The 12,904-nt window shown below is 57.5% G+C and carries 10 protein-coding genes; 4 read left to right on the forward strand and 6 right to left on the reverse strand.

Annotated features, from left to right (window positions below):
- Window positions 1-11 precede the first annotated feature (11 nt).
- The 3 genes from AB4Y89_RS06445 to AB4Y89_RS06455 form a co-directional block, all read right to left on the reverse strand.
- Window positions 12-3,443: a carboxypeptidase regulatory-like domain-containing protein gene (locus AB4Y89_RS06445; protein WP_442300082.1), complete on the reverse strand. Its 3,432-nt coding sequence runs from the start codon at window positions 3,441-3,443 to the stop codon at window positions 12-14.
- Window positions 3,444-3,751: 308 nt separating this feature from the next.
- Complete coding sequence (gene lepB / locus AB4Y89_RS06450) at window positions 3,752-4,300, reverse strand: signal peptidase I (protein ID WP_442300083.1); 549 nt, start codon at window positions 4,298-4,300, stop codon at window positions 3,752-3,754.
- A gap of 40 nt (window positions 4,301-4,340) precedes the next feature.
- Window positions 4,341-5,303 carry a serine hydrolase gene (locus AB4Y89_RS06455; RefSeq protein ID WP_442300084.1) on the reverse strand — a complete coding sequence of 321 codons (963 nt, stop codon included), beginning with the start codon at window positions 5,301-5,303 and terminating at the stop codon, window positions 4,341-4,343.
- 111 nt (window positions 5,304-5,414) lie between these two features.
- Here AB4Y89_RS06455 and AB4Y89_RS06460 point away from each other — a divergent pair, with 111 nt between their 5' ends.
- Window positions 5,415-6,149 (forward strand): hypothetical protein, encoded by a 735-nt coding sequence (locus AB4Y89_RS06460; protein WP_442300085.1) that lies wholly within the window; start codon window positions 5,415-5,417, stop codon window positions 6,147-6,149.
- A 60-nt stretch (window positions 6,150-6,209) separates the two neighbouring features.
- Window positions 6,210-6,800, forward strand: coding sequence for a ribosome biogenesis GTP-binding protein YihA/YsxC (gene yihA / locus AB4Y89_RS06465; protein ID WP_442300086.1), 591 nt, complete (start codon window positions 6,210-6,212; stop codon window positions 6,798-6,800).
- Between the two features lie 147 nt (window positions 6,801-6,947).
- Here the strand turns inward: yihA and AB4Y89_RS06470 are convergent, their stop codons facing one another.
- The 3 genes from AB4Y89_RS06470 to AB4Y89_RS06480 are packed head-to-tail and all read right to left on the reverse strand — an operon-like array spanning window position 6,948 to window position 10,279.
- The gene (locus AB4Y89_RS06470; protein ID WP_442300087.1) at window positions 6,948-7,400 is read right to left on the reverse strand and encodes a type II secretion system protein; all 453 of its coding nucleotides are present in this window, start codon (window positions 7,398-7,400) and stop codon (window positions 6,948-6,950) included.
- A gap of 56 nt (window positions 7,401-7,456) precedes the next feature.
- On the reverse strand, window positions 7,457-7,924 hold the full coding sequence (locus AB4Y89_RS06475) for a type II secretion system protein (RefSeq protein WP_147649178.1): 468 nt from the start codon (window positions 7,922-7,924) through the stop codon (window positions 7,457-7,459).
- A gap of 3 nt (window positions 7,925-7,927) precedes the next feature.
- Window positions 7,928-10,279, reverse strand: coding sequence for a cohesin domain-containing protein (locus tag AB4Y89_RS06480; protein ID WP_442300088.1), 2,352 nt, complete (start codon window positions 10,277-10,279; stop codon window positions 7,928-7,930).
- Window positions 10,280-10,448: 169 nt separating this feature from the next.
- Between AB4Y89_RS06480 and smpB the strand changes: the two genes are divergently transcribed.
- Window positions 10,449-10,982 carry an SsrA-binding protein SmpB gene (smpB, locus tag AB4Y89_RS06485; RefSeq protein ID WP_442300089.1) on the forward strand — a complete coding sequence of 178 codons (534 nt, stop codon included), beginning with the start codon at window positions 10,449-10,451 and terminating at the stop codon, window positions 10,980-10,982.
- A gap of 404 nt (window positions 10,983-11,386) precedes the next feature.
- A complete protein-coding gene (locus tag AB4Y89_RS06490) occupies window positions 11,387-12,901 on the forward strand; it encodes a leucyl aminopeptidase (protein ID WP_442300090.1) in 1,515 nt (504 codons plus the stop codon).
- Window positions 12,902-12,904: the final 3 nt, after the last annotated feature.

Genomic DNA, 12,904 nt, shown 5'->3' on the forward strand with positions numbered 1-12,904 from the left:
TCAGACTGTGGTTAGAAATTGAAACGACCGGTGAATTCGATCACGCGCGCACCAAGACCGCGTTGCGCGATGCCGAACTGCTTGTTCGACACAATGCCATCGGCACTGATGGTATTGGTGATGCTTGTCGGATCCAGGTTGAGCTTGTTGAGAATATTGAAGAAATCGGCGCGAACCACGAACTTTGCATTCTCTCCCAGAAAGCCCCACTTCGGCAGCCCGAAGCCCTTTTGCGCGGTCATATCCAGATTGAAATATCCGGGCCCACGAAGACTGTTACGCCCGACGCCAGGCGCCGGAGGAATTCCCGAGCCTGCGGTGTAGTTGGGAACTGTGAAATATTTCAGCGCATCTCCGCCATAGTTGCTGCCGGTTTTGAAGGCATCGTTGCTCTGGCTGGTGCCTGCTCCGCCCCGGTAGCCGCCTGCACGCAGTGAGCTGTACCCGCTGCCGCTATATACGATGTTACCGCCATAGTTGGAGTAGAGAGGCTGCCAGGGATAACCCGAGTGCCAGTTCATAATGCCGCTGAACTCCCAGTTGCCGGCAATCTTCTCTTTCCAGTCATTCCCGCGGAAGAGTACCGGGCGGAAGGTTCCATACAGCTTGACATTGTGTTTTACGTCATAGTCTGAGGGGCCGGTAGCGTAGCGAATGTCATATGGGTACTCGCCAATGTAGTAATCGTTCGATCCGTTATCCATCGACTTTGCATAGCGATACTGCGCATCGATATCGAACATGCGCGAGAAGCGATGATTCAGCTCGACCCATCCCGCATTGAAGTTCGCATTGGCATCATTCACGTAGTAGTACATGTTTTGAATGCGGGAATCTCGAATGTTTGGATAGTTCCAATTGAGGTTCAACTGGCGCGTGTAGTGTCGGGTAGAGCTTCCCTGATATCCAACGGTCGCCACCCAGTTTCCGCCAAGCTCCTGACTTGCGGTCAGGGAATAACCGTAGGTCACAGGAGTCTGCAAGGAGAGGGGGAACCCAGTCAGAGAAAGTGCCGTCCCGCCCACAGGCAATCCCTTAGAGTCAAAGGTCTGCTTTGCAGATGGATTGGAGGGATATCCATCAAATGAGGTTGGGGTACTGGGAGTCTGATACAGGATGCTGCCGCATCCGGTACGAGCATTCACATTAGTACACTGCAGCGTAAGATTTGTAACCAGCGGAGGATTGGCGCGGCCATTCAACGTGATGGCCTGCTGCATGCGATTGTAGCCAATGCCAAAACCGCCGCGGATAACAAAAGGCTTACTCCAGGCCATCTTCGGTGTGAAAGCAAAACCAACCTGAGGACCCCAATTGTTCTTGGATGCCCCGTAGAGATCCCCACCAACGCGAATGGAAGCTCCGGTCAGGAGTGCATTCCCTTGGCCGAGAACAACATTGCTGAGGTTGTTGTACTTCTCGCGCACCGGGGTGAAGTACTCCCAACGCAGGCCAAAGTTGAGTGTCAGATTTGGAAGCGCTTTCCAGTCATCCTGGATAAAGCCCGCCCAGATGTTAGAACGGATATATTTCTTGTTCGACGTCGGGGAACCGGTGCGAGGGTCAAAGTTACCGCTCTCTTTGTACGGCACGTCGTTTGCTACATCCCATAGATTGCGAAAGAAGTACTGCGGCCGAGCTGCACCCGCCTGCACATCATTGTCCTGCTCCCAATAGAGATCTGCTCCGGCCTTGATAGTGTGAGAACTGACAGTCTTGGTCACCACATCGCGGAAGTTATACGTCGTCTGATAAAAAACTCCCGGCCCGGGTGCTCCTGCGGGCTGAAGGGCGGTCTGCATGGTTCCCGGCACATCGGTGGTAAGCGTCGGTAATCCCCACGGTTCCTGTGGGTTCGAGGTTACTTCATTGAAGTACCAGCGAGTTACATTCCCACGCGCTTCATTTACCAGCGTCGGGTTAAAGGTGTGGTTCCACAGCAGAGATGCGGCATAGTTCAAACGGTTCGAATGCCAAAGGTTTGCGGAACGAATCGGGCCGTTGTACGAGGTTGAATTGCTCGGGACCCAATACATGGTGTAAGTCAACAGATCATGATGCGTGATCTGTGCGTCTGCTCGTCCTTGAAACTGTTGGAATGTATTTTGAACTGGATTGGCGGTGGTGACATTGAAGACATCGGGAACCCCATCGAATCCACCTCCTACACCAGGTGTTCCGCTGCTGACATAGGTGGGATCAGGAGTTCCCAGAGCAGTTGACGTTGGAGATCCTAGATCGAGCCCTCCATTCACGTCACGGCAACTCGCGGACGAAAGACCAATGTCGCTGCAGGTTTTGGCATTGATACCGGTATAGGAGACTCCCATACCCTTGTAGTTGTACAAGCGCGTACCGATGCCATTTGCTTTACGGCTGGCTAAAGTCTGGATGTATTGCGGAGTCTCATACCAATCGTTGCCAAAACTGATGCTGTTATTTCGCAGCGTCTCGTAAGAGAAGAAGAAGAAGAGCTTATCCTTCCAGATCGGCCCACCGACACTGCCACCGAATTGGTTGAACTTATTGGAATCACGCAGTGTCTTTGTACCTGGTCCGTTGTACCGCTGATAAGCATTCAGTCCTGGCCGGTGAAACTTAAAGAAGCCGCTGCCATGCCAGCTATTGGAGCCGGCCTTCGACACGACCTGCACCTGGCCGCCGCTATTATGTCCGCTTTCAGCATCGTAGGGATTCGCCGAGACGCGAACTTCCTTAACGCTCTCTTCATTCGGTGTGATCACAGCGGCGCCGCCCCATGCGAGGCTATTGACCGATACACCATCGACCTGCATGTTATTGGAGATATTGCGGGTGCCGTTCGCGCTTACCTGTGCCTGATTCTCTGTCTGAAAGATGCTGCTCGTCGTGCTCGCTCCGCCGGGGCCGGCATTCCCCGGAAGATTACTAGCGCCGCCGGCGCCCGCACGGGATGAATCACCAAACATGCCGGGAGCAAGCTGCAGTAATTGGAACGGATCGCGGCCGGTTGATGGCAGCGACTGTATTTGCTCTGTCGAAATCGTTCCGCCTACCTGTGCGTTCTGCGTGTTGATCAGCGGTGTAGCATCGGTCACTTGCACGGTTTCGGTCACAGCGCCGACATGGAGCTTCACATCCAGGCCCGTCGTCACCTCGCCTTGCACCGTGATGTTGGAAAGTTGCTCTTTCACGAAGCCGGTGGCTTCCACCGTCAGCATGTAGTTCGAAGGAGCGAGGCGCGAGAACGAATATGTTCCATCCGCGTTTGATGTGGTTTGCAGTGTCCGGTTCGTCGCCTTATCGACCAGAGTGATCTTTGCATTGGGAATCACAGCCCCATCCGGATCAGTCACCGACCCCTGCAGTCCGGCACGATACTGCGCCAGCACAACGGCCGGCATTAACAGCGCAAGGGCCACGAGCATGGCCGCACGCATCATGCATTTCCTGTTGTTCTTCATCCTGCCTCCAAAAAAGCCGCACCGGGAGCCGTCACATTGCACCAGGAGCCATCACATTCAGGAGCCGTCCATTTTTATGTGGGGAGACGGCAGACTTTTTCGGTACCTGGCCCGCAATTGGTCACACACCTGGACACACGTCATGTGTCCGCAGTCCATAGCCGCGCACGTCATCACGCAGTTTCCAATCCCGGAAAACCGGCTGGCAGGAAGATGCAGGTCTCGTCAGAAAGGGTTGTCTTTTAAAGGGATGACTTCAGGGAGAACAACGGTTAACTACAAGGGAACGCGACCGTCAGAGACAAGGGTCAGCGCACTACGCCCATCTGGTCGAAGGGCCAGAAGACGAGCACGGCTTTTCCGTAGATATATTTCCGGCCCACAGACCCGAAGTCACGGCTGTCGCTCGATACCGAGCGATGGTCACCCATCACCCAATAACTCTCTGGACCAACCGTCTGCAGCACCACGGAACGCTCATCGCGGAAACGCGCGGGCACATATGGCTCCGGTACGAGATTGCCATTGACGTACACGCGGCCATGACGAATCTCCAGCGTGTCGCCGGGTAACGCAATGACGCGTTTGATGTAACTCTTCGAAGGATCGCGCGGATAGTTGAACACCACCACATCGCCGCGATGAATATCGCCGACGCGATATGCGACCTTGTTGATGAACAGGCGGTCCTGATCTTCGAGCCTCGGCAGCATCGATGTACCTTCCACCACGACCGGCTGGTAAAGAAAGACGATGATAAACGCCGAGATCGCGATGGAAATAACGAAGTCACGAATCCATCCCGTCACCTGACGGGCGGGCTGCTGCGCTTGACTCGGTTTTAGCTCGTCGTGCATGACCACCTGAAATATTAGACGGGGTGATACCACTAATCTACTACTTCAGACCCAATCCCGGCTTCATCTGCCGGCCGTCCAGGCCCTCCGGAGACCATTCCTTCACAATTTCCCGTGCAATTTTGGCAATGGTCCCCTCTCCCTCGTTATCCGTCGTCCAGCTCGTGTCCTTGTTCTGCCAGGTGAAGATGCTGATCACGATAGGTCCCGATTTGGCCGCCACGATCGCCACATCATTCCGCACTGCATTCAATGAACCGGTCTTATTGGCAATCGCTGAACCGGCCTCGCTGGAGTCCAGAGTCTCCAGATAACGCGGGATCGTATTGCGGTAGAACTGATTCCGGAGCATGTTCAGCGCGGTCTGACAGATAGCCTCGTCCTGGGGCTGTGCCGGACCTCCCAGATCGCAACGGCCGATCTTCTCCATCACCATCGCCATCTCGTGTGCCGTGGTCTTTCCCAGGCCAAACTTCGGCTGATCTTCGGGCATAGGCTCGGTGGCGGGCTTCATCACCTTCTTGTAGAAGTGCGTGTCTTTCAGGCCGAGCGCCAGAATGCGGTCATTCACCGCCTTCACGCCGAAGCGGTCGATCGCCAGGTTGGTAGCCGTATTGTCGCTCAGGATGACCATCAGGGTAAGAACGTCCTTCAGAGTCAACTCTTTAGGAGGATCCATAAAAGTCAGTACGCCGGAGCCGCTGACCGCCTCGCCCGGCTTCAGCACGATCTTTTCGTCCCATTTAGCCTTGCCGTCACGGATCTGCTCCATGGCTTCATACAGCATCGTCAGCTTAATGACAGAGGCGGTCTGGACCGGTGCATCCTCGTCCACTGCAATGACTTTGCCGGTGTTGAGTTGCCGCGCGTAAACGGCAACCTTGCCATGGTGCGCCGTGACCAGCTCATGGATCGGTACGGGGACGCGCTGCTGCGCATACGTCAGGGATGTCGTTCCGAGGCAGAGGCAGGTCTGAAACCAAAGTTTCCGGAAATGAAACATAAATGGCACCTTAACATAACAAAGGATCAACCAACACTTTCACGTACTATAGCCATCCAAGCAAAGGTATCGTTCCAGTCCACACGCACGATCAGTAAGAAAGGACTTCGCATGTCTCGTTCGTTTTCTCTCGTAGCCGCCCTTATTTTGGCCACGGTCGGTTTCACCGGATGCAAGAGCTCACAGCCCACGACACCTCCAGGGCAGTCGCCTGACAGCGCCAGCCTGCCGGTAAATGGTCAGCCGGCGCCCAGCGGAACGGCGCCCGCAACCGCTACTGGTAACTCTGCTGCCCCGGCCCCGCCGCCGGCCGCTCGCGCTGCCCGTCCCGCCGCCCCGGTCGTCACCACGCTGACGGTTCCGGATGGCACCCGGGTGGGAGTCCGCGTAAACCAGACCATCTCCGCCAAAGCCTCCAATGTGGGTGACGGCTGGAGTGGCGTGCTGAACTCCCCGATCGTCGTCGGCGAAACCACCGTCTTCCCCCGCGGCACCGAAGTGAGCGGCACTGTGATCGCGGCCAAGGGACAAGGACGTTTCAAGGGCGCGGGAGCTCTCGGCATCGAGTTGAGCGAGATCGGTGGAATGCGCGTTTCCTCCTCCCCCTACGAGGTCGCAGTGAAGGGTAAGGGCAAGCGTACTACCGGATTCATCGCCGGCGGCGCCGGTCTGGGCGCCTTGATTGGCGGCCTGGCTGGCGGCGGTAAGGGCGCTGCCATCGGTGCTGCCTCCGGCGCCGGAGCCGGCACAGCTGGTGCGGCCTTCACCGGAAACAAGGATGTCACGATCCCCGCGGAGACCCTCATCAACTTCACCCTTACATCTCCTCTGACCGTTCGTAAGTAGTCAGGACTGGAAACCAATAGCGGCGCGGAGAATCTCTCCGCGCCCGCTACACTTAACAGCGTGAAGGTCTCCGTAAAGTTCCTGCTCTCGGCCACCAGTCCGTCGCATTTCCCTGCCCCCACGGTGCCTGAGGTCGCGTTTCTGGGCCGCTCCAACGTCGGTAAGTCCAGCCTGATCAATGCGTTGCTGGGAACGACCGTCGCCCGGGTCTCGTCCACGCCCGGCCGCACACGGGCCATCAACTTCTTTGCCCTCTCCACCTCGCCGAATGCACCCGCGAAGATGATCTTTGCCGACCTGCCGGGCTACGGCTACGCCAAGATCTCGAAGTCCATCTCTGCGGAGTGGCCTTCATTCATCGAGCCATACCTTACCGATCGCGAGTCGCTGGCGCTCTCAGTCTGCCTGGTCGATACCAATATCCCGCCCCAGGCGAGCGACCGCATGCTGATCGACTTCCTGCAACAGCACCAGCGGCCGTATCTGGTTGTCGGAACCAAGGCAGACCGGCTCTCGAACAATACGTTGGCGAAGTCGATTGCACTGCTGAAACGGGAACATCAGATCGACGATCTGGTCCCGTGCTCGGTTAAGAAACCGGATGGGACAAAGGCTCTATGGTCGCGGCTGCTGGCAGCACTGCCGTCATAGTGTCCCGTTCCTGCTCCCGTCAGCCATAGATAACACCGTGGCGGCCGCTCGCGGCGAAAGAACTTCGGAGCACCGACAACCCTACCGCGGCGCGCATCACCGTGCCTTCAGAGCCGTGTAGAGCCTCCAGGAGGAGAGGCGGACGGTCTACCATGTCGAATACATGCTGCCGTCGGTGCCGATCTCCTGCGATCCGCTATGGACATCCTGGATGCCCGTGTCCGTCTGGTCGACGGAGCTGTAGGTACCGTCGGAACTTGTCTGCCAGGTATCGGTGCGATGGGTAAAGGGATCGGTCGGCATCGCTTTCAGATACCCCGCCTGTACCAGGTCTTCCAGGGTCTGCGGACCTTTCTCCTTGTCGACGGTGTAGGAGTCGATCGCCTGCCGCATGGTTTGCAGGTCTTCCTTCAGGACAGCCTCTTTGGCCTTCTTTACCGCATTCTGATATGCAGGGATAGCCATGGCCATCAGCAGAAGAATGATGGTCATCACAATGATGAGTTCAATCAGAGTGAAGCCGCGCTCGGGGTTCCGCTTCCTTAGAGCATTTTTCCGGTTGCTGGATATCCCGGTAGAGGAGTGCAGCGGCGTTTTCATTGCGGAAAACCCCCATAGATGCCGAAGCCCTACTCTACACCTCCAGGAAAAATGCTCTACCATTCGGAGTACCTCGATCCGTCAAGTCCTGTGCCCGTGCTGCGGGTGTGCACATCGAAGACATTTTGTCCGCCCCAGCTATCGCTGCTCGGATCATCCTGCATGGAACGCAGCCCCCAGTCGGTATTTCCGGTCATTGGATCTTTAGGAATCTGCCTGAGGAAACGCACCTTGTGCCCCTGTACATCCACACCGTTCACCAGGGTCTCCAGGTCCGGCGGATAGTTCATGCTCTCGAGCTTGGTCTGAAAGGCGCCGCGATCGGCAGCGTCTTTATAACGGTCAATCGCTGCACGCATCTCCCACAAATCTCGCCGGAGCTCCCGTTCTCTTTGACGCTTGAGCTGGAACCGCGCAATCGGAAGCACCGCAGACGCAAGGATGGCGATGATCGCCGTTGCTACGATCAGTTCCACCAGGGTGACGCCCGCCTCCCCCCTTCGGTTTGGAGCATGCTTCGGCATGGCTTACTTCACGTGCACAATGGCCTGAGAACCGACAGCCGGCAGATTCACCTGAGCCGAGTTCTGCGCGCCCACCTTCGTCAGCATGAGGTTGGAATCACCCGCGGCAGTGGCCTTGAAGGTCAGCACACAGATGCTTCCCTGTCCATCGACACCCTTTGTAGAAGGCGGGCGCGAGGCGGAGATCGTGACCATTCCATTGCCCTCATCGCGATGCGCCAGAGCTACAGCCTGACCATCACGGCCCAGCATCTCCCCACTGTCCACGTTCACCAGTTGCAGGACCTGCGGATTGAACTGCATCTGCAGCGGCACCGAGTACAGGTCGCGAGCATTCGAAGCCATGACTGCCACCTGGAAGGTGCTGCCAACGGCCTGGGTTGCATTGCCCGGCGTAATCGCAAAGCTGACGGGCGCCGCTACCGAAGCCGAGGTGGTAGCCGAGCCGTCCTGCTGAAGTTGCTGAAGAGCAGCATTTGCCGCAGCGGCAGCCGTCGTACGCTGTGCAGGCGGGACAAGCGACCCGCCGGGACCGGCAGCCCCGGTCGTCCTGGTTGACGCAGAATCCTGTCCCGCTTCGCGGCGAAGCTCAATCGACTGGCTTGTGCCCGTATCGACGGCACGCGTGTTCATCCGGCTCAACATGCTCTCCCGCACCAGGTGCGGAATCAGCAGGAAGACAACTTCATCCTGGGATTGCGTCTTTGACCTGGAGCCAAAGACATATTTCAACAGCGGCAACTCACCGAGACCAGGAGTCCCACTCACACCCAACGAGTCCTGGCGGGTTAGGATACCGGCCAGAATGCTGGGCTCGCCTTCCTTGAGCTGAATCACATGCTCCACCGAACGCTGACTGATGATGGGTTGGGTGACCGAGCTGATGGTCACCGAACCGCTCTGGGAGGTGACCTCGATCTTCATCTTCAGCGTGATGTCCCGGTCCGTGTGCACTGTCGGCGTCATGTCGATGTTGACGCCGACATCGATATAGGTGAACTGCGTGTTCACGAGTGCGCTAACCGCGGTCGTCGTACCGGAAGCAAAGGATCCGGTCGCGATAGGAATCTTGGAACCGATCTTCAGCGTAGCCTTTTGTCCATCGGTGGCGCGAATGCGAGGGTTCTGCAGAATGCGCGTGTCACTGTCCGTAAGCAGCGCATTCACCGTGCCGGTTCCGATAGCCACGTTGAAGTTGTTCCCATTGAGGTGGGCCAACTGATTAAGCGTGAGGCTGCTGTTGCTGTTCGAAGAGGAGGAACTGGAGTTCGAACTCGAACTGGAGCTCGATGAACTGGTATTGGAAGTATTCGACGCAACAGGGGTGACTGCAAAGGACTGCGGAAGCGTAATACCCAGATTACGAACCTTCTCGCGGTTCACTTCGAGTACGGCTACATCGACCACGACCTCCGGCTTGGTGCGATCGAGATCGTTCAGAAGCTTCTGCGCCAACAGAAGCTGGTCTGGCGTAGCCCGCATCACGACCGCGTTCTGGCTGGGAATGGCGAAGACGCCGACGTTCTGCCCGGTCCCGAAGACGTTGCGCAGCGCAGTGACAATTTCGTTGGTGTCGGCAGTTTGGGTGGCATTGGTCAGATAAAAGGTCTGGACCGCCATCTCGTCCAGATCCTGACGCTTATTACGGGTGTTCTGCGCCACCAGGATGGTGTTTTCTGTCACCGGCTTCCAGAAGGTACCGGAGATGGCGCCCACAATGCGCAGGGCGTCATACAGTGACACATTATTCAATTCCACAGGGATACGCGTGGAGGTATAGGCCGGATCAAACAGCACATTCAGGCCCGCGGCCTTGCCGATGGCCTGATAGATATTCTTCGTGTCTTCCACCATGCGAAGCGTGATGGGGTCATTCGAGATGGGCTTGAGAGAGACCGGCCCGCCCAGGCCGGCGATCTCAGCCTGAGTGGCCAGAATTCCGCTCTCCAACGACTGCTGTTGCTGTGTCGGAGGAGCAGCCGCCATCTTCTGAGTGATGTCCAGCTCCTGCTGTGCAGTCTGGTTCGCAGGATCGATCTGCAGCGCACGCGTGAACTCAGTAAGAGCTCCGCCGAGGTCGCCTCCCTGCCGCACAAGGCGTCCGCGATCTACATGTGCCGTTGCCGCCTCAAACCGCAGGCGTTCCGTCTTCACCTTGTAGCGGATATCTCTTGGCTTCTTTGCGAGGGCCTGGCGATATGCCTCATATGCCGCGTCGTAGTCTTGCCGTTCCTCGGCCTGCTGCCCTCGTTTATAAAACGAGCCGGCAGACTGGGCATGCGCTGCCACGCCGGTGGCGGCGAGAATGGTGACGACGAAGGCTGCATTGCGAAGGGACGTGAAGCTGCGATCCATGTTTCTATAGAGGCTCAAATATGTGGGTGAAATCGGACCGCTCCCCGCTTGCTGATGGCGAAAGTATAGCATTCCGTTTCTCTTAGACGCCGACACTGCCCCTGAGGCTGGCCGCCGAAGACATGGCAGAGTTGGAATCTTTTGCCGCGTGTTAACATCAAACGTCCAGATGGCCCGTTCTGTAAGCCAACCCGTTCCCGGAGCTGTTAAGGCGCGTCCCACGCGTCCGCGTGATCCCGTGGCGACGGGAGAGCGGGACGCCGCGCAGAATCGCGCTGCCAGCCACAATTATTTCCTGACCGACCGTTTTGAGGCCGGTGTTGCCCTGCGCGGTACTGAGGTCAAATCCGTCCGCGAAGGCAAGGCCAACCTGAAAGATGCCTACGGTCTGGTAAAAGACGGAGAAATCTACCTCCTTAACGCGCACATCGGTCCCTTCTCTCATGGCAATGCCATGAATCATGATTCGCTGCGGACCCGCAAGCTGCTGCTGCACAAGGAGGAGATTCGCAAGCTAGTAAGTAAGACGACACAGAAGGGCTTTACGCTTATTCCGACGCGCCTTTATTTCAGACATGGGCTCGTGAAATGCGAGCTGGCCCTGGCCCGAGGCAAGCAGGATTGGGACAAGCGTGAGACCGAGCGGAGTCGGGAAGCCGACAAAGAAGCCCGTGCGGCCGTGGCACGCGGCCAGCGGCGCTAGAGCAATTTCCCAGTAAGTGTAATGTAGAGCTTCCGTATCTATGGGCGTCTTCCGCAATGAAAACGCCGCTGCACACCCTTTCCGGGATACCCAGCAACAGGGAAAATGCTCTAAAGCAATTCTCCTAAAGGTGTGGAGCGGAGTCTGGGCTGTTTGCGCCGTTTTCCTGCGAAGGAAACGGCATTCGCAGTTTTATCCAAAGCCACAGAATTAGGAGAATTGCTCTGATTGTCGATTGCCGACATTCCGTCTACGATGGAACTTTCCTGTCCAGCGTTGGAGCATTTTCCCTGTAGGTGTAGAGTAGGGCTTCCGCATCTATGGGCGTTTTCTGCAATGAAAACGCCGCTGCACTCCTCTTCCGGGATACCGAGCGACAGGGAAAATGCTCTACCATGAGGAATATGCAGACCAAGCTTGTTTTTGAGGATGCCGCATCCTCCGCCTCCCCCCTGCTAACAGTTTTCGCCCTCGACCAGAACACAGAAAAGGAAGGCGACCCGAAGATCGCCCTGCTCTCTGTGTCTGCCGCCGTACAGTCGGCAGCCGCTACCGTGCTGACCTCCGGAGAGTTCAAGGCGGGGGTTGCGGAGACTCTGCTGCTGCATAACCCCGCCGGGCTGAAGGCAGCTCGCCTCCTGATTGTCGGCGTGGGCAAAGCAAAGTCCCTTTCCGCCGTCGAGCTGCGGAAGGCCGGCGGTACGGCAGTCCGCTTTGCCAAACCTCGCGGTATTCGCGAAGTGGCAATCATCTTCCCTGAGGCGCAAGATCTTGCCATCGAACCGGCTCGTTCTGCACAGACCATTGTTGAAGGCGCTGTGATCGCCGACTTCGATCCGGATACCTATAAGTCCGACCGCAAGGACCAGAGCATTGCCACCCTTAGCGTGTTTGCTCCTTCAGGAGTGCGGGCAGCCATTGAGACCGGCGTTGCCGCGGGCGAGATCATCGCCTCTGCACAGAACTTTGCCCGCTCGCTGGTCAATGAACCGGGGAACAAACTTACCCCTACCGTTCTTGGGCAGCGCGCCGCGGAGATGGCCCGGACATCCGGCCTTGCCGCTGAGGTGTACTCCACCGAAAAGATGAAAGAGCTGGGCATGGGAGCTTTTCTCGGCGTGGCCCAGGGCAGCTATGAACCGCCCGCGCTCATCGTGCTGACCTATACGCCTCCGTCGGCTCCCGCAGCCGATGCTCCGGTGTTTGGCCTGGTCGGTAAAGGCATTACATTCGACACCGGCGGCATCTCCATCAAGCCGGCTGATGGCATGGAAAAGATGAAGTACGACATGGCCGGCGCGGCCGCCATGCTGGGAGCCATGCAGGCCATTGCCGCACTCAAGCCGCCGTTCAAGGTCATCTCTGTCATCTGCTCCTGCGAGAACATGCCCTCGGGCCGCAGCTACAAGCCGGGCGACATTCTCACCTCAGCCAGCGGAAAGACGATTGAGATCAACAATACCGATGCCGAGGGCCGCCTGGTGCTGGCCGATGGCCTCTGGTACGCCAAGCAGCTTGGCGCGACCAAACTCGTCAATGCAGCCACCCTTACCGGAGCCTGCGCCGTTGCCCTGGGGCTGATCAACGCCGGCCTGTTCACCAATGATGAGGCCATCAGCACAGCGTTTACTGGTGCGGCCAAGATCGCCGGAGAAGGTTTCTGGACTCTTCCCAGCTCCGACGAGTATCTGCAACTGATGAAGTCTTCCATCGCAGACCTAATGAACACCTCCAACACACGCTGGGGCGGAGCCTCCACTGCAGCGGCCTTCCTGAAGGAGTTCGTCGGTGAAACCCCCTGGATCCACCTCGATATTGCCGGCCTGGCCTGGCAGGACGCAGACAAACCCTGGATGCCGAAAGGTCCGTCGGGTTTCGCCGTGCGCTCCATCGTGGAATGGGTTCGCTCGACTCAGTAAAAA

This window comes from Terriglobus sp. 2YAB30_2 (assembly GCF_052114765.1).
In the GTDB taxonomy this organism is placed as follows: Bacteria; Acidobacteriota; Terriglobia; order Terriglobales; family Acidobacteriaceae; genus Terriglobus.